At 40.8% G+C, this 17,975-nt stretch carries 13 protein-coding genes and 1 pseudogene; 1 reads left to right on the top strand and 13 read right to left on the bottom strand.

What is annotated here, in order from left to right; genetic code table 11:
- Positions 1-157: 157 nt before the first annotated feature.
- The 13 genes and pseudogenes from SLP02_RS16265 to rpsT all read right to left on the bottom strand — a co-directional run bounded on the left by SLP02_RS16265 (position 158) and on the right by rpsT (position 16,263).
- Positions 158-1,018, bottom strand: a complete 861-nt coding sequence (locus SLP02_RS16265) for a DUF72 domain-containing protein (protein ID WP_319421742.1) — start codon at positions 1,016-1,018, stop codon at positions 158-160.
- Between the two features lie 15 nt (positions 1,019-1,033).
- A complete protein-coding gene (locus SLP02_RS16260) occupies positions 1,034-1,180 on the bottom strand; it encodes a hypothetical protein (RefSeq protein WP_319421741.1) in 147 nt (48 codons plus the stop codon).
- Between the two features lie 27 nt (positions 1,181-1,207).
- Positions 1,208-1,663, bottom strand: coding sequence for a DUF2267 domain-containing protein (locus SLP02_RS16255; RefSeq protein ID WP_319421740.1), 456 nt, complete (start codon positions 1,661-1,663; stop codon positions 1,208-1,210).
- A gap of 465 nt (positions 1,664-2,128) precedes the next feature.
- Positions 2,129-2,410 carry a DUF6679 family protein gene (locus tag SLP02_RS16250; RefSeq protein WP_319421739.1) on the bottom strand — a complete coding sequence of 94 codons (282 nt, stop codon included), beginning with the start codon at positions 2,408-2,410 and terminating at the stop codon, positions 2,129-2,131.
- A 213-nt stretch (positions 2,411-2,623) separates the two neighbouring features.
- Complete coding sequence (locus SLP02_RS16245; RefSeq protein ID WP_319421738.1) at positions 2,624-3,055, bottom strand: hypothetical protein; 432 nt, start codon at positions 3,053-3,055, stop codon at positions 2,624-2,626.
- Positions 3,052-3,444, bottom strand: a complete 393-nt coding sequence (locus SLP02_RS16240) for a hypothetical protein (protein WP_319421737.1) — start codon at positions 3,442-3,444, stop codon at positions 3,052-3,054. Before SLP02_RS16240 ends, SLP02_RS16245 begins: the two co-directional genes overlap by 4 nt.
- 175 nt (positions 3,445-3,619) lie before the next feature.
- Positions 3,620-5,014: a pre-peptidase C-terminal domain-containing protein gene (locus SLP02_RS16235; protein ID WP_319421736.1), complete on the bottom strand. Its 1,395-nt coding sequence runs from the start codon at positions 5,012-5,014 to the stop codon at positions 3,620-3,622.
- A gap of 69 nt (positions 5,015-5,083) precedes the next feature.
- Complete coding sequence (locus tag SLP02_RS16230; protein ID WP_319421735.1) at positions 5,084-5,422, bottom strand: metal-sensitive transcriptional regulator; 339 nt, start codon at positions 5,420-5,422, stop codon at positions 5,084-5,086.
- A gap of 273 nt (positions 5,423-5,695) precedes the next feature.
- Positions 5,696-9,637, bottom strand: a pseudogene (locus SLP02_RS16225) (DNA-directed RNA polymerase subunit beta'); the annotation flags it as partial.
- 46 nt (positions 9,638-9,683) lie between these two features.
- Positions 9,684-11,567, bottom strand: a complete 1,884-nt coding sequence (locus SLP02_RS16220; protein ID WP_319421734.1) for a DNA-directed RNA polymerase subunit gamma — start codon at positions 11,565-11,567, stop codon at positions 9,684-9,686.
- Between the two features lie 100 nt (positions 11,568-11,667).
- Positions 11,668-14,979: a DNA-directed RNA polymerase subunit beta gene (rpoB, locus tag SLP02_RS16215; protein WP_319421733.1), complete on the bottom strand. Its 3,312-nt coding sequence runs from the start codon at positions 14,977-14,979 to the stop codon at positions 11,668-11,670.
- Positions 14,980-15,061: 82 nt separating this feature from the next.
- Positions 15,062-15,853: a TatD family hydrolase gene (locus tag SLP02_RS16210; protein ID WP_319421732.1), complete on the bottom strand. Its 792-nt coding sequence runs from the start codon at positions 15,851-15,853 to the stop codon at positions 15,062-15,064.
- 119 nt (positions 15,854-15,972) lie between these two features.
- Positions 15,973-16,263: a 30S ribosomal protein S20 gene (gene rpsT / locus SLP02_RS16205; RefSeq protein WP_319421731.1), complete on the bottom strand. Its 291-nt coding sequence runs from the start codon at positions 16,261-16,263 to the stop codon at positions 15,973-15,975.
- 318 nt (positions 16,264-16,581) lie between these two features.
- Between rpsT and hisD the strand changes: the two genes are divergently transcribed.
- Positions 16,582-17,874 (top strand): histidinol dehydrogenase, encoded by a 1,293-nt coding sequence (hisD, locus tag SLP02_RS16200; RefSeq protein WP_319421730.1) that lies wholly within the window; start codon positions 16,582-16,584, stop codon positions 17,872-17,874.
- The last annotated feature ends 101 nt before the right edge of the window (positions 17,875-17,975 follow it).

Here is a 17,975-nt window from a genome sequence, read left to right as displayed (position 1 = left end):
TAAGCAATATCTTGATCGAGTCGTAAATTAAGAATCAGCTAGCTCGAAGTAATTCAAAGTAAACCTTATTCTCTATTCAAAACAATTATAAGTTTAATAAAAACTTGATATTTCTCTGATCTGCCATAAATTTATATTTATTTTACAATTAAAAAAATCAAAACAAACTTAATTGCGTGGGGTGGGGATCGAGCTTATTCCATGGTAAAGCAGGAATATCATAGTTCTGAGCCTTTAATAAAGAGTAAAAATACTTAGCAGTATCAGGCGATCGCACTTCTTGGGGACAATGAACGAAAAAGTATACTGTTTTCCCTTGACATAACCAGTTATTTAAATCATACGCCCACTGTTTTAGATAAGCCTGATTGTATTGCAAATCGGGATGGCTAATAAAACGTACAAAAGCAGTGTTTCCAGTAACTACCTGCTGAAGAGGAACATCAGGTTTTTTTCTGGGGGAATGAATTTGGGGATCGTCTGGACAATTGTAAATGGGGCGAGTGTCAAGTAGAGTTATAGCTATGTTTAAGTCTGCTAGCAAATAATTAAGGCGATCGCGATACTGTTGTTTAAACCAATCTAAGTGTCGTACTTCCAAAGCCAAAGGTAAATTGGACTGGCTACAGGCAGTCAAAAACTCGCTTAAATCAGCAAAATTCTCTGGACTATAGCTAGGTGGTAACTGGATAAATGTTGTTCCTAGACGATCATTCAAGCCTGAAATTCGCTCTAAAAAACTCAAGGCATCAGAAATTGAGGGAGATAACAAACCTTGATGGGTAATATTTCGATTTACCTTGGGACATAGCCTAAAGCCAACGGGAGTTTGCGCCACCCAATTTTTTACTGTTGCTTCTGAAGGAATAGCATAAAAAGTCGTATTTCCTTCTACCGTAGTAAAACGCTGGCTATATAGCTTTAAAAAATCTCGCGGTTGGCTTTTGGGAGGATACAGGTTGCCTACCCAATCCTTATATGACCAAACTGCACAGCCAAGATAAAAGTTTGCCTTCAATTTAATTATTTTTTCTTACAGTCTACTATCTAAAGATCTAATAAATATAGGGTTGGCGATCTTACCCAATATTCTGTGGGTAAGATCGCCAAATTTTTTAATATAAGCGATCGCCTTAACAACATCCAAACATAGTGCGGGATGGACGTTTTTAAAAAACATCTTTACCTACAGTCATATCTGTTGTTCTTATTGATTTAATTGAGCAACAATAGCTTCTGGCCAAAATTCTTGCACATCTTTAGGCAACATATTAGCTACGTCTTGGATTTCTCCTTGAGTTACCCACTCAGATAGCACGGCAAAAACCCCTCGAATTAAAGCTTCTATTTCTACAGGATAATCTCCCTTAGGTAAATTACCTTTAACTTTATCTACAAAAGCATCTACAGATCTCTCTTTAGTAGGTGTGGCTGCTGGTTTCCAACCCTGATAATAAAAACCTGCCAACAGTACAGGAAGCTGTGCGGCTAGTTGAGCAGCTTCTTCAAGAGGAATGCGATCGCGTAAACCATGTAAAACTGCTTTAATACCAATAAACACAAGGTGTTTATCTTCTATATCAATTTGTTGAGCAACATCGTTAATAAATTGATGTGTTTTTTCTGTGGTGCGGTCAAATACCGCTAATCCATTGGCAGACATAAGTAATTGTAAAGTTTTGTTTTTTGTTTTCTTAGATATTTTGACAGAATTAAAGCTTATCAAACCTCCTACTGAGTATATATTTTTCGTAAGTGTAGTCAACGAATATTGACGATATCTATTCCTTAAGACGGATATTTTTTAACTATTTGCTGATAATTAAAAAACGGGTAACGAAACAGCTTGTTTTCTTTGTTTAATAAAGATACTTTAAAGAAACGATCAAGGCGAATAGATAATACTCTCATCTTCGATGATTGGCGAACTAGATCATAAATATGGCGGATAGTATTCTGAATCTTCATTTCTATTTTTCAGTTTTTTGATGATTAAATTTAGGTTGAGCAAATAAGCATTTAGGTGTCTAAACAAAAAGGACGGCCTTAATTTCTGAGGAAATAAACCTTAGAAATCGCGTCCTTATTAATTACACATTTAACTTCCCCTTTTTCCTTTCCCCTACATTTATTCTTGTTCTAATAGTCGACTAAGTTTATGGCGCATATCCTTTAGCTTTAGTTCACATCTAGGAATAGCCGTGACACGAATATCAATTTCTAAAATATTATCCAATCTAGTTGTTTTTTCCCAAATTTTTACCTCTGCTGAAGATTCGTGCTGATATCGGAAAGATACTGTATGTGATTCTACATCTAGAATCTCTACGTTCTTAACCCAGCCATTACTACTTTTAATAAAAAGCCAAATATCCGCTTGACCAATAAGTTCCTTTAGCTTTTTTTCCATGAGTCAATAACCATTAGGTGTTCATATAGTTAATAAATTTTCAAATCTACTATAAGATATATATTTTTAATATGCACACTGGAAAATACCTATTTATTTGTATCTTGAGATAGATGACGACTTTAAAATTAATTGTATATAAGAATACAAAAGTTGATTTAGGGAAAAGGTCAAAGATTAAGAGGTAAGGGTTATCAGACAGTAAAAATAATGCTATGACATAAATATTAATTCTTCTGGTCGATATAGAAGTTTTATTGTGTCGCCGTCAACTTCAACTACGTTATCGAATCCTGTAAAACGTCCTCGATCGCTCACCAATACTCTTTCTGAGCGTTTAGTTTGTAAATATTCAATAAAGCGATCCAATGTCTCAGAATCTTCACGATAATCGCGATCTTGAGTATACCCCTGTAGCCTTCTCCACAGTTTAGGAAATAACGGAGGAATAGCACCAAGAGAATTAGCACCATCCCAAGTTGCACCTTCGGTAGTTACGTCATTTTTCCAGATACCTTTTCTAGCTTCTCTTGCAGCTAGTACTGCATCGGTAAATTCTTGGCGCAGATCGAAAAACAATGTGTCATAATACAGTGGATAAACATTGCCATTCTCTATAAGTTGATAATTTAAGCTTGTTTTCACCGTTCAGGAGTAAGAAAAATACTATCTCCATCGTTTTCCCCAGACTCAGGATCTCCAGTAAAAATAAAGCAAATTGGTCTACCATTAGGATCGAGCTGATTGGATAAGACATAACCGCGCGTTTCTCTAACAGTCTCGGTAATACCGAGTAAAATTAAGTTTTTTGCTGTAGCATCTGAGGATTCAGGCATTCTTGCCTTTGTTTCCATTGCATCTATGCCTTCATAACGCAATGAAATCGTGCCGTTATTCTCATTTATTTTTGGTGGTCTACCTCGACGATTTAAGATAAATACCAACATTGAATCATCTGGCGCAAAACGTACCGTATCTCCATCAGGTCTACCTGTATCGGGTTGGAAAGTTCCTTGAATTAGGGTAAAAGGCATGATTTTTTGATTTCAAAAGCTACTTTCTTCTATAATCCATCTCTTGGACTAAGTTCTCGTTAAGAGCTAAAAAAGAGTTGAAACCTCAAAATTAATCTCAATTGTTCACTGTAGACGACCTCTACACAGCAAGACTAGTTTTTCTAGCTAAATGTTTTTCCTGCAATCAATTAATCTACGGATTGATAGTAAGTATATACTCCCCTTTTCCACCCTCGTCATAGGCATTGACAATAATATTATAAGCACCATCTTCAGGAATGCTTACCTTAATTTCAGAGTTGCTATCTTCTTCGCTAATATCATCATTCTGCTCAATAATATTACCTTTATCGTCAATTAAAGCCACAAAAGGATCGAATTCATCGCTTTCAAGATGAATAGTAAGGGAATCGTCCCTTTTGCCTTCAAGGGGATAAGAATCATAGAAACTACCGTCTTCGGGTATGGTGCGATCGCCATCTTCTAATGCACCCCGTTCTATATTGTTTAGTGTGCGATCGCTATCAGAATTAGCGGCAACTTTCTGTGAGTCTTCGGCTTCTATTTTGGCATTTTCTTGATTGCTTGCAGATTCTTCAATTGGTTTTTCTTTGTCTTCTGCTTCAGCTTGTGGTTCTTTTTCAGCTTGAGCAACTTCTACATCTTGATTGTTTTCCGCTTCTGGAGTTGGGGTCGTTACTTCAGGAACAAGAGGAGGTTGAGGTGGCTGAGGTAATTCAGCAACTGTATCTTCGTTAGAAGCAGGTGCTTGGGTGACAGTAGGTGCTTCTGGCGTAACAGCAGTTTCCGTGCTTTCTGCTGGGCTAGGGGGAGTCTTTACTTCTGGCGTAACAGCAGTTTCTGGTTTTGCTCTAGCAACTTTTGGCTGACTAGCAATAGTCTCTTTTTTGGGTTGGGGTTTAGTCTGTAGGTTAGCCTCGGCGACTTCTGGATCAGAAGCTGTATTAGAATAGGCGATCGCACACACCTTAGCATACCGAGGATCGGGTTTACAGACTACTCCTGTATCTTCAGCATTTGAGCTTAAAAGACTTTCACGGCGACGGCGATCGGGAAATAGCTCATCCACCACCATACTCATGACAATGCCTTGAGGGGTAACTCTACCGTAGCTGATATTTTGGATATTGTTAGCCGTAGCAAAATTATCAAGCTTAGTTGTTGCTTTAGCCTTAGTTTGCTCAGAGATATCCAAAGGAGGTAAGGGCGGTTGTTTTTTGAGAACGGCGATCGCTTCTTCTAAAGCTTTTAATCCTCTATTAGTTCTAATTGGCTTTTCTCCAGGTAGCCTAAGCCAAATGCCATCATAATATTGTCGCTGCTGTTCTAGCCATTGAGCGTAGCCTTGAGGATTGGTTCTAACCCGATTTATTTCTGATAATATCTCTGGCTCTAAAGCAGTTAGCGTTGGGTTTGCTGCTTGTTGGGTTTTAGGCGCGGATGTTGATTGAGCAATAACTTTGTTAGGCTTCGTCAATGCAGCGGAGGGATAAATCTCTAAAGCTAGAAGATTAATAATCAGACCAAAGATGTAGAACGGAATACTGCCCAGAAAAACTTTTACCATCTTAGTTTTGTATATTATACAACCTCTATCGGGGGATTGAATCAAAGCCCATCCTCGACCATCATCAGACTATGATAAAAATCGATTGAGGGAGTTTTTCAATTCTCTAATTTCCACCTCTAAGTTTCCTTTGTCAACAGCGTTGGTCAAGCACTCATCTAAATGCTCTTCTAAAACAATCTTAGCCACACTAGATATTGCTCCTTTTACCGCTGCTATTTGATCTAGGACTTCTGGACAAGGACGATGTTCCCGAACCATCGTTTTAATTCCCCGAACATGACCTTCGATACGAGATAAACGATTAATAATTTTCTTTAAAGATTCATCACTGTGAACATGGGGATGAATTTCTGACTTACTATTAGCTGTTGGTGAAGATGGGGAATGATACGCTCTTTTAATCATAAAATTTCAGCAATTTCTTGGGAAAATATAATCGTCCCAAATTAATACTTCTCGTTTCAATTTTATTATTGATCGGTCGAGTAATAAATAGTAGGTAATTATAATTATTAGACGAGAAGTATTGAGTCCTGAGCAAATATTCTTTTATTGTAAATAGACCAGCAGCAAAAAAGCGATGCCGTGATGTTTTTAAGATTTCTCTTATTATCACTACATCGCTGCTAAAAGTTGATGATATTGGACAAATTTATGGTAAACAAGCCCAATCAATATTTATTCCTCTTCTGCTGCTCTCTCTGAAGCATCAAAGCCTGTATATGCTCTGGCTGATTTATCATCTAAGATGACATTTTCATCATCACTCAAGTTTTTGTAAGAGCGACGGGGAGTATTATCTGAACCTCCATTTAGCTCTTCGGCCAAGCGATAAGATTCAAAATCCTCACCATAGCCATACACTGCACTATTCTGCATCCCAGAATCTGCATCACTACGACCACCCATAGGATCATCGTGAATATTAAAACCAGTCCCAGCAGGAATCAGACGACCAATAATTACGTTTTCTTTCAAGCCTCTAAGCCAATCAGACTTACCTTCAATAGCTGCCTCAGTCAAGACCCTAGTTGTTTCTTGGAAAGAGGCTGCGGAGATGAAGCTATCGGTATTCAAAGAAGCTTTGGTGATACCTAGCAGTACAGGAGTATATTGCGCTGGCGCACCACCAGTAATAGACATTGCCTCGTTAACTTGTTCAATCTGGCTCAATTCCAAAAGCTCTCCAGGCAGAATAATTGTATCTCCTCCATCATCGATTCTGACCTTGGCAGTCATTTGTCTGACGATGACCTCAATATGTTTATCAGAGATATCAATTCCTTGGCTTTGGTATACAGACTGTACCTGACGAACTAAGAATAGCTGGGCTTTTTGTAAACCAATTAAAGACGCTCCATAACAACCTTTTTCGGGTAGATGAAAATTGAAGTGAGTCTCCAAGATTTCGTGCGGATTGGCAGGACCATCAGTTAATGGTTCACCAGCTTCAACAACTTGTCCATCGCTGACAATGGCGTTTTGTCCAGGTTTAATCGGATAATCACTGACTACCCCATCATCTTCCATGATTTTGACATCTACGGTTTCATTTTCTTCGTAGACTACCTGGCATACTCCAGAGCTACGGCTGAGGATACAGCCTTCTTTTGGTTTACGCGCTTCTAGAAGTTCTTCAATACGGGGTAAACCTTGAATAATATCCCCTGTTTTAGAACGTTCAAACACCAGCAGCACTAAGTTATCGCCACGCTGTACTAAATCACCATGATCGATATGTAATACTGCTCCTTGAGATACACGATAAGGACGAGTATGACGAAGAACCGCAGTGGTTTTGCCCGCTGTCTCTGTTAATCCAATTACCTGTCCTGATTGTTCTAATTTGACTCCCTCAGCCAGTTGAGTACCAGATACTAATAGATCTCTTTCTTTAAAGTCACAGGCGCTTTTGGCTATGTTTAATTCATGTGTAACCACATCGCTTTCTCGGACAATTAAAATACGGCGAATAGCTTCTGCTCCTTCACGTATCCCCTGTACTTCTCCAGTAGATCTACACTGAATTTCAGTTCGAGCGATAGTTGCACCTTTGACAATTTCTTCGCCGTCCGTGACCAAAACTTTAGTTTCTACATCACCACTATGAGGATCTACATCAGTATCTCTTCTGAGTACTAAAGATTCTAAGATAACCATCTGTAATCGTTTAGTATCTGGATCGTCTTCCTCTGGCTGCAACTCGATATCTGCGCTTAGATTGGCGATGATATCGCTTTGTTGGCTGGTTTCGATCTCTAGGATTAACAGGGTACTAATTAAAGACAGGCTATTGACAGATTTTACTCTTTCGCCATCTTTATAAAAGATTCTTTGGACTGAGCGTAATTCTATTTGACGACCATCATCTTGATTAATAGATGCTTGAGAAGGAATAGAAGGTTCATCTGCTACTTCAAATTCTCGGACAGGACGGAGAATTAAAGCTGGTCCTTCAGTACTTTCGACAACTTCTCCATATCTTTGTTCTGAAACTATTACTCCAGGCAAAACCTCTGTACCTGGCTGAATTAGCTGCTCATGCCATTCGCTTTTAGTGTCCTCTAATTGATGAATTTCCCCTGGCTTAATAATTATTTCTCTAAGGATGTCGTTTTTCTGCACCACTTCGACAATACCCGAAGATTGACAAAAGACATCTTTGACTACTTCTGCGCCAGCTTCAACATATTCGCCGTCTTCAACAATTAGCAGCGAAATATCTTTGTTTACTTCGTGGCTTTCTTCAGGAATCCATAGTAAAGTCCCACCTTTTTCAATTTCGTAACCCTGTTTACGATTACCTTTACCAATGGTGATACCACCATATTTGATAATTCCCCCTGTTTCTGTACGATAGCGATCGTCAATCAATTCAGCAACGATCTGACCATTCTGTACTTTTGTGCCAGGAGTGGCTTTGAGTAAGAATTTGCGCTCGTCGGCAGTGTAGATAATATACTGCTCGCGACCACCATCGCTTTCAACCTTGACTTTGGCTTGATCCAAAGACACAGATGCAGTCACAATTTCTATTTCACGGCTATCGGTAATCATTCTGACCACACCACCATTAGCAGCAGTAAGTCGAGTTTGAGCTAGTAAATCTCCTGGCTTAACTTTATCGCCGTTTTTCACCAAGGCTTCGGCACCAGGGAGTAGGTTATATACTTCTCCTGATAATACCCAAAGCAGTCCTCCTCTTTGAGCTATACGGGTCGTATTTCCTTGACGATCTTTTTTGTCTTCAGGTACAAGGTCAGCAAACAAAACTTCTCCCGCTAAATCGGAAGTTACGTCTTTGGCTGCTTTTTCTGTAGATTTTTGTACCTGTACTTTTGCTACTTCGACTAATAGCTGACCTTTCTTGACTTCTTCTCCGTCTTCTACATAAATCAAAGAAGCAGCGGTTAAGGCAGTATTTACCGTTTTACCTTTATGAGGAACTAGCAAAATGTCACCGATGGTTTCTACCTGATTTCTTTCATCACCGTGACGGGTGCGAATTGCACGGGTACTTAATCCTTTACCAAACTTGACCGTACCGTCAGATTTAGCACGGATTTGACGGGCTACTTCTCCCGTAAATACTCCTCCTGTATGGAAAGTACGCATGGTTAACTGAGTTCCAGGTTCACCAATAGATTGGGCAGCAATAATACCCACTGCTTCTCCCATATCTACCATATGTCCGTGTGCTAAACTCCAGCCGTAGCATTTTTGACATACAGAACGAGCAGCCTGACAGGTAAGAGGAGAACGTACCATCACCTCCTCAACGCGATCGCCTATTTCTTGCGCCAAATCGTGGTCAATATCTTGATTACGAGTAGCAATTACTTGTTTAGTTTTCTTTTCTACTGCGTCTTCAGCCAGAACTCTACCTAAAAGACGATCTGATAGCTGAATTAAAGTGCGATCGCCATCCATCATCGCCTTTAAACTAATGCCTCGCTCAGTACCACAATCGATTTCTCTAACAATTACGTCTTGAGAGACATCTACTAAACGTCGGGTTAAATAGCCAGAGTCAGCAGTACGCAGTGCTGTATCTACCAGCCCTTTTCTTGCTCCATAGGAAGAAATAATATATTCAGTTACGGTTAATCCTTCACGGAAATTAGTTTTAATTGGTAAGTCAATAATTTCCCCTTGAGGATCGGCCATCAAACCCCGCATTCCTACAAGCTGGCGCACCTGAGATAAGTTACCTCGCGCTCCGCTAAAAGCCATCATGTAGACGGAATTAAGAGGATCCGTAGCCCGGAAATTGGTTACCACCTCATTTTTGAGGTTTTCTGAGGTACTCGTCCAGGTATCAATTACCTTTTGAAAACGCTCAACTTCTGTGATTTCTCCGCGAGCATAACGTTCCTCTGTCTCTCTAATTTCCACCTCTGCTGCTTCGAGCATTTCAGCTTTAATAGGCGGTACTTTCAGGTCGTCTACGCTAATAGACACTCCAGCCACCGTCGCATAACGAAAGCCAAGTTCTTTGAGAGAATCTGCAACGGTTGCGCTATGAGCCGAACCATACTCTGTAAAAGCCGAAGCCATCAGTTTTTTTAGACGACCTTTATCAACGATGTGGTTATAAAATTTCATGTCTGATTTTTCTGTTCTTAGCTATTAAAATTTTTGAGTTTTTAGGGGGTAAAAGTTACGCCTATACCATAGCAGTCAAAGCCTCTTGTACCGTCTGGTTATAAATAATTCGACCGATAGTAGTGTCTATATACTGAGCAATTTCTTCTCCTTGAGCCGACTTCCTGACAAATCTTTGACGATAATATTCAATCTTGCTGCCATCAGCTAAATCTTCTGTTTCTATAATTTCAGTATCTGGTTCTTCTGTTTCTACTTCTCCGTCATACCTGAGCCAAACACGGGCATGAATATCTACCTGTCCTTGTTCATAGGCTTTGACAGCATCCTCTAAGTTGCCAAAACGACGACCTTTACCTTTTAAAGCATTAGGATTTTCCGCCGTTAGATAGTAGCAGCCCAAAACCATGTCCTGAGATGGTGCCACAATTGGTCTTCCTGTAGCGGGAGACAGAATATTATGACAAGCCAACATTAGTAATCGAGCTTCTGCCTGTGCCTCTAAAGACAAAGGTACGTGAACCGCCATTTGGTCACCGTCAAAGTCAGCGTTAAAGGCAGGACATACAAGAGGATGGAGTTGAATGGCTCTACCCTCTACTAAAATTGGCTCAAATGCCTGAATTCCCAAGCGGTGAAGCGTTGGTGCGCGGTTTAACATCACTGGATGCCCAGTAATCACCTCTTTCAATACTTCATAAACGCTAGAATCGTTACGCTGAATTAGTTTTTTAGCAGCTTTGATGTTGTTCACCATGCCACTATTAATCAGACGGTGGATTACAAAAGGTTGGAATAATTCGATCGCCATTTCTCTTGGCAAACCACACTGATAAATCTTTAGTTTCGGTCCAACCACAATTACCGAACGTCCTGAATAGTCAACCCGCTTACCTAACAAGTTCTGACGAAAACGCCCTTGTTTTCCTTCAATAATGTCCGATAGAGATTTAAGAGGGCGGTTATTTGCCCCAACTACAGTACGACCACGACGACCGTTATCAATTAAGGCATCTACTGCCTCTTGCAGCATCCGTTTCTCATTACGGACAATAATTTCTGGAGCGAGAATTTCTTGCAGTCTGGCTAAACGGTTATTACGGTTTATTACTCGACGATAAAGATCATTCAGGTCAGAAGTGGCAAAGCGACCACCATCTAACTGCACCATCGGACGCAAATCTGGAGGAATTACGGGAATAGCATTTAATACCATCCATTCTGGACGAGAACCAGTAGCCACGAAGTTATCAATTACCCGTAGACGCTTAATTAGCTTGGCTCTTTTTTGTCCTTTGGCTTCGGCGATTTGTTCTCTTAGCTTTTCTGCTTCTTCTTCTAAAGCAACTTCTTCTAAAAGTCTTTGTACTGCTTCTGCACCGATACCAACCTCGACCCCAACTAATTCCGAGTCCTCACTATAAAGCTGATCCTCAATTTCAATCCACTGATCTTCGGTTAAAAGTTGCTTGGCAGATAAGTTACCCGCATTACCAGGATCGAGGACTACATAAGCATTAAAGTAAACCACCTGCTCTACATCTCGTAAAGGCATATCCAGCAAAATACTCAAGTAGCTAGGAATACCCTTGAGATACCAAACGTGAGTAACAGGCGCAGCCAGCTTAATATAGCCCATGCGATGACGGCGTACTCGTGATTCAGTTACCTCAACTCCGCAGCGTTCGCAGACAATTCCACGATGGCGCACTCGCTTATACTTACCACAGTGACATTCCCAATCTTTGGCGGGTCCAAAAATGCGTTCGCAAAATAACCCATCCATCTCTGGCTTTAGGGTACGATAATTAATCGTTTCGGGCTTAGTCACTTCCCCAACTAATTGACCGTTAGGTAGAGTTCTTTCTCCCCACTGGCGAATTCTCTCAGGAGAGGCAATACCAATTTTAACGTAATCGAATCTTTGTTCTATCTGGTTTCTCATTATTGGCTAGGAATTAAAGGTTCTGGGAATGAAAAAAGCTATTCGATCGCAAATGGAGGCAGAAAAATCATTTTCCTCGTCCTCCATCTCTTATCCTTTACTAGACTTCTTCAATGCTTTCATCTCGTTGCAGAGATTCGTAAGTAGGTCGGTTAGGAGTGCGACGAGGAGTATCTGCCATTAAATCTACTTCCACATCACGGCTGCTACCATCGTCTAAAGCTTCAAGTTTATGTACCGCAATATCTAAGCCCAAGGACTGTAGTTCTCGCATCAACACTTTGAAGGATTCTGGTGTACCAGGACGAGGAATTGGTTTTCCTTTGACAATCGAATTTAGGGCTTCGTTTCGTCCCTGCATATCATCGGATTTAACCGTTAACAGTTCTTGCAGAGTATAGGCTGCACCATAAGCTTCTAACGCCCATACCTCCATTTCTCCAAATCTTTGTCCACCTTGTTGCGCTTTACCGCCAAGAGGCTGTTGAGTAACTAGAGAATAAGGACCAGTTGAACGAGCATGAATCTTATCATCTACAAGGTGAACTAACTTGAGCATATATGCTTGACCTATCGTTACAGGTCGATCAAATGCTTCGCCCGTGCGTCCATCAAATACCTGAATTTTGCCAGGATTTTGCTCGTCATAGACCCAAGATTTACCTGGTTTCTTGGCAGCATCCTGGATTTTGCCATGTACTGTTTCTCTTGATGCTTCTTTGCCATACATTTCATCAAAAGGCATCATTTTAAAGCGCATAGCTAGGTTTTCACCAGCCCAACCCAAGAGACACTCAAATACCTGTCCGACATTCATCCGTGAGGGAACACCCAAAGGATTAAGAGCAATATCAATGGGAGTACCATCAGGTAAATAGGGCATATCTTCAATAGGTAAAATGCGGGAAATAATTCCCTTATTACCATGACGACCAGCCATTTTATCTCCTACCTGAATCTTGCGTTTTTGCGCTACGTAGATTCTGACAACCATGTTGGCACCAGGAGGTAGTTCATCACCTTGTTCTCTAGTAAAGACGCGCACGTCTACAACTCTGCCTTTTTCACCGTTAGGAACTCTTAGAGAATTATCCCGCACGTCTCTGGCTTTTTCTCCAAAAATTGCTCTAAGTAGTTTTTCTTCAGGGGGTTGATCGGATTCTCCTTTGGGAGTTACCTTGCCTACCAATATTTCTCCTGCTTCTACCCAGGCACCAACGTGAATAATGCCACGCTCATCAAGGTTGCGTAGGGCATCTTCACCAACATTAGGAATCTCTCTAGTGATTTCTTCTGGTCCTAATTTGGTTTGCCTAGCTTCAATTTCAAATTTTTCGACGTGAATACTAGTGTAAACATCGTCATAAACTAGTCGTTCGCTAATTAAAATCGCATCTTCATAGTTATATCCTTCCCAGGGCATATAAGCGATCAGAACATTTTGTCCTAGAGCTAATTCTCCACCTTCGGTAGAAGAACCATCTGCTAACACCTGCCCTGGCACAACGTCTTCCCCTGCATAAACTAAGGGTCGCTGATTTAAACAGGTATCTTGGTTAGAACGCTGATATTTTTGTAGTTTGTAAGTAATTTCTTGTCCTGGTTGTGGGGCATAAAGTCCATTGTTACCTTCTTCTACCCTAACTCTAACTACTTCAGCATCGACATAGGTAACAATCCCATGGGTGCGAGATACAACTACCATTCCTGAGTCACGAGCAGCTTGAGCTTCTAATCCAGTTCCTACAAGAGGTCGTTCTGGACGTAACAAAGGCACAGCCTGACGCTGCATATTAGAACCCATTAAGGCGCGGTTAGCATCATCATGTTCTAAAAAAGGAATCAAGCTAGTGGCTACAGAAACTATCTGTACAGGAGAAATAGCGACATAATCTACTTCTTCAGAGTCGCAAGTTGAAAATTCTTGACGATAACGAATGGCAATTGTCTCGCCCAAGATATAACCATCGTCATCGGTGGCTATGTCCCCAGGTGCAACTCTCATATCGTCTTCTTCATCGGCGGTCAGATATACAGGCTCATTTTCCCGCAATACACGACCGTTTTCGACTCGATAATAGGGAGTGGCAATAAAACCATAGGGATTAACGCGAGCATAAGTAGCCAAAGAACCAATCAAACCAGCATTTGGTCCTTCAGGAGTCTCGACAGGGCAAATACGACCATACTGAGTAGGGTGAATATCTCGTACTGCAAAACCTGCTCTCTCTCTAGTTAAACCCCCTGGTCCTAAAGCTGATAAACGACGCTTGTGAGTTAACTCTGCCAAAGGATTGGTTTGATCCATAAACTGAGATAGCTGAGAAGAACCAAAGAATTCTTTAATCGCTGCTACTAATGGTTTAGGGTTAACTAAAGCTGCGGGGGTAAGGGTATTTGCTTCACTTACCGTCATCCGTTCGCGAATTATTCTTTCTAAACGGTTTAAACCGACCCTGACCTGATTCTGCAACAGTTCGCCTACCGAACGCACCCGACGGTTTCCCAGGTGGTCAATATCATCAGTGCTGCCACCGTCAAATTCTAAGTTAATTAGATAGGCTACTGCTGCCAAAATATCGGTAGTGGTTAAAACTCTAGTAGTATCAGGAACAGTCAGGCGGAGCTTTTTGTTGATTTTATAGCGACCAACCCGCCCTAAGTCATAGCGTTTGGAATCAAAGAAACGGGATTCTAGTAGCTGCTGTCCACCACTGACGGTAGGAGGCTCACCAGGACGCAATTTACGATAAAGCTCTAGCAATGCCTCTTCTTCTGTAGGATTGCCTTCTTTATCTAAAGTCTTCTGATAAAAGTCTGGATGACGAATGCCATCGAGAATCTCATTATCACTTAAGCCGATCGCCTTTAACAATACCTGAGCCGAAAGTTTACGAGTCTTGTCAATTCTGACCCAAACTAAACCATTTTTATCGGTTTCAAATTTTAACCAAGCTCCACGGTTAGGAATCAAAGAAGCAGAATAGGTGCGACGACCGTTTTTATCAGTCTCTGCTTTATAGTATACTCCAGGCGATCGCACTATCTGGTTGACGATTACCCTCTCTGCACCGTTAATAATAAACGTGCCGCGATCGGTCATTAGAGGTAAATCACCGATAAATACCTCCATTTCTTTGATTTCACCGCTTTCTTTATCGATCAGGCGAGTAGGAACATACACCTGCACGTTGTAGGTACTATCACGGCGTTTTGCTTCCTCCATCGAATATTTTGGTTCTTTGAGCCGATAGTTTTCACCCATGAAATGTAGCTCAAATTTACCCGTATAGTCGGTGATAGGAGAAAAACTATTTAGTTCTTCAATTAATCCTTCTTCTAGAAACCAACGAAAACTAGAGCGTTGAATTTCAATTAAGTCTGGTAGCAAATTATAAGTCAGATTGTTCATGAAGATTATGCTTGGTAATGTGTTTGAGTTTTTCGGCTCGTCAAAAAACTGGTCAATGATAAATTAAACTTAAATTTTGGTTTTATGGTTTGTTTTCTAGCTTTAAATTAAATAAGCGACAAGCATTGGCAGTTGTTTGTTTGGCTATGGTTTCAATTGAAGCCTGACGCAGGTTTGCCACCTGTTGAGCTACGTGCAGCACATAAGAGGGTTCGTTGGTTTTACCTCGGCAGGGTACGGGTGCTAGAAAAGGACAGTCTGTTTCGACCAATAAGCGATCGCTAGGGACTATTTTGGCTGCTGCCTGAACCTGCTTGGCGTTTTTAAAAGTGACAATACCGCTATAGCTGATATAAAAACCTAGATCTAAAAACCACCTTGTTTCTATTTCGTTTCCTCCCCAACAGTGCATTACGCCATTTACCGAACCTTCTGTTGCCCAAAAGTCGGTTAATACATCTTTTAGCTTTGACGCTGCCTCCCGACAGTGAATAATTACGGGTTTATTTAATTCTTTAGCTACTCTTAGTTGCGCTTGTAAGGCCAAAACTTGCTTTGACTGGTTATCAGCTTTATAAAAGTCTAACCCCGTTTCCCCAATAGCTACCACTCGCTGGTCTGACGCTGCCAAATTCTTAATTTGCCCAGCAGTGTCAGCTTGCCATTCATCTACATCCAAAGGATGGAGGCCAACTGCAAATGACAATTCAGGAAAACGATTCGCTAAGGACTGTATTCCCTGAAATTCGTTTGGTTTCACACAAGAGTGTACTAAATGAACTACACCTGCTTCTTGCCAACGTTGCTTCAACGAGTCTAAATTCCCTTGAAAAACATCGAAATTGATGTGTACATGGGTATCTATTAACTGCATTTAAATTGGTGTATTGTTTGCTTGATAATTTTATGCCCACTAACCTGAGTCAGCAACCCCGAACTTGAGATAAACTCTCAAAAAAGAAATTTTTGTTTAACAACTAAGACTACTAGCTATTAAGCTACCGTTGCCTTTTTCAAAACTCTAGCAATGCGAGCCTTTTTTCTAGCTCCATTATTTCGATGCAACACGTTACGCTTAACGGCTTTGTCGATTTTGCTGTAGGCTGCGGACATTGCTTGATTGACGACCTCCATATTTTCTGGAGTTGGTTCGGCTGTGTAGGTTTCTACCGCACCAAAATACTTTTTGGTTAGAGTTCTTAACGCCGACTTGTACGTTTTATTACGCAGGCGATTGCGCTCTGATGTTCTGATACGTTTGATTGCCGATTTAGAATTAGCCACAGTTTTAAAAACAGAGATTTACTTTGTAAGTAATTTTGAAAGTATATATAGAAGACGGATTTTACAGTATATCATATCAATTATTGAAAAATACCGTCAAGATAAAATCAAAATTAAAAATAATTTGGGGTTTCTCAGCAAATTGCTTAAAGCTGGCAATTTGTTGAGAAACAGGCGAGTAAATATAGATTCACGTTAAGCTAAGAGAAGAGTATATTGCTATAAAAGTTTTCGTTTTTATTTATATTTTTTATAGTAGCAATTTTAGAAGCAAAAGCTTACTCTTGTATATTAGCTCAAATGGACATGGGGATCTCGATGCTGCGAATAATTGATCGGCAAAGTGAGGCACAAGCGGAATTAAAGCGTATTGGCGATCGCAACAATGGTGATGATATTCAGCCAAAGGAAGCTGTGGTTAGAGAAGTTATCACCAATGTCAAAAAAAATGGCGATCGCGCTTTACTTGAGTATACGGAAAAATTTGACCATCAAGTATACACCGCCAACCAATTGCGAGTCAGTGGTTCAGAATTAGATGCTGCTTATCAGCAAATATCTAAAGATCTGCTGCGGGCTATTCAATTAGCCAGCCAGAAAATAGAAGCATTTCATCGTCAGCGAGTTCCCAAATCCTGGGTACAGTTTGAAGAAGATAACGTAGTTTTGGGCAAACGCTATACACCCATAGATAGAGCAGGGCTGTATGTTCCTGGAGGTAGAGCATCCTATCCTAGCACAGTCTTGATGAATGCTATTCCTGCTAAAGTGGCACAAGTTCCTCAGATCGTTATGGTTACTCCTCCTGGTCAAGATGGCAAAATTAACCCTGCGGTGCTGGTGGCTGCACAAGAAGCAGGAGTAGAAGAAATCTATCGTATTGGGGGGGCGCAAGCTATAGCTGCATTGGCTTATGGTACAAAAACTATTCCCCAGGTTGATATAATAACAGGACCAGGAAATATCTACGTTACCTTAGCTAAAAAAATGGTTTACGGTACTGTGGGCATTGACTCGCTAGCCGGACCATCTGAAGTATTAGTTATTGCCGACTCTCTGGCAAACCCCATTTACGTTGCTGCCGATATGTTGGCTCAGGCAGAACACGATCCGATGGCTGCTGCCATATTAATAACTACCGATCCTGTCCTGGCAAAGCAAGTGCAGCAGGAAGTCACCAAGCAGCTAGCCAATCATCCCCGTAAGATCTTAACCGAAAAGGCGATCGCTCATTATGGTCTAATAGTTATTGTCAATTCCTTAGCCGAAGCAGCAGAGCTTTCAAACTTGTTTGCTCCCGAACATTTAGAGCTAGAAATAGCAGAGCCTTGGGACTTAATTGATAAAATCCGCCATGCAGGGGCGATTTTTCTCGGCAACTCTACTCCAGAAGCTACTGGAGACTATTTAGCAGGGCCTAATCATACCCTGCCAACGTCGGGGGCTGCCCGTTATGCTTCAGCCTTGGGAGTAGAAACCTTTATGAAGCATTCGAGCCTAATTCAATATTCACCTACGGCTCTTAAAAAAATGTCTAGCACTATTCAAATTTTAGCTCAGGCAGAAGGTTTGACTTCTCATGCTGACTCAGTAAAGTTCAGGACGGAATAGATAACTAGATTACAAGGAAAATACACCTGAGTAAAGATGCGATCGCCATAATCTAAAAACTAGAGTAAGATATTTTTTGCTGCTACTTTATAGCCAAAGGT

The sequence above is a fragment of the Pleurocapsa sp. FMAR1 genome (assembly GCF_963665995.1).
Classification (GTDB): domain Bacteria; phylum Cyanobacteriota; class Cyanobacteriia; order Cyanobacteriales; family Xenococcaceae; genus Waterburya.
The sequence above is the reverse complement of the archived record's forward strand: the minus strand, read 5'-3'. Positions and strand labels throughout refer to the sequence as shown.

Excerpts from the sequence above, each read along its gene's own strand:
- SLP02_RS16250 (WP_319421739.1), bottom strand. The coding sequence starts at position 2,410 with ATGGAAAAAAAGCTAAAGGAACTTATTGGTCAAGCGGATATTTGGCTT.
- SLP02_RS16260 (WP_319421741.1), bottom strand. The coding sequence starts at position 1,180 with ATGTTTTTTAAAAACGTCCATCCCGCACTATGTTTGGATGTTGTTAAG.
- SLP02_RS16255 (WP_319421740.1), bottom strand. The coding sequence starts at position 1,663 with ATGTCTGCCAATGGATTAGCGGTATTTGACCGCACCACAGAAAAAACA.
- SLP02_RS16230 (WP_319421735.1), bottom strand. The coding sequence starts at position 5,422 with ATGATTAAAAGAGCGTATCATTCCCCATCTTCACCAACAGCTAATAGT.
- hisD (WP_319421730.1), top strand. The coding sequence starts at position 16,582 with ATGCTGCGAATAATTGATCGGCAAAGTGAGGCACAAGCGGAATTAAAG.
- rpoB (WP_319421733.1), bottom strand. The coding sequence starts at position 14,979 with ATGAACAATCTGACTTATAATTTGCTACCAGACTTAATTGAAATTCAA.
- SLP02_RS16240 (WP_319421737.1), bottom strand. The coding sequence starts at position 3,444 with ATGCCTTTTACCCTAATTCAAGGAACTTTCCAACCCGATACAGGTAGA.
- SLP02_RS16210 (WP_319421732.1), bottom strand. The coding sequence starts at position 15,853 with ATGCAGTTAATAGATACCCATGTACACATCAATTTCGATGTTTTTCAA.
- SLP02_RS16235 (WP_319421736.1), bottom strand. The coding sequence starts at position 5,014 with ATGGTAAAAGTTTTTCTGGGCAGTATTCCGTTCTACATCTTTGGTCTG.
- SLP02_RS16220 (WP_319421734.1), bottom strand. The coding sequence starts at position 11,567 with ATGAGAAACCAGATAGAACAAAGATTCGATTACGTTAAAATTGGTATT.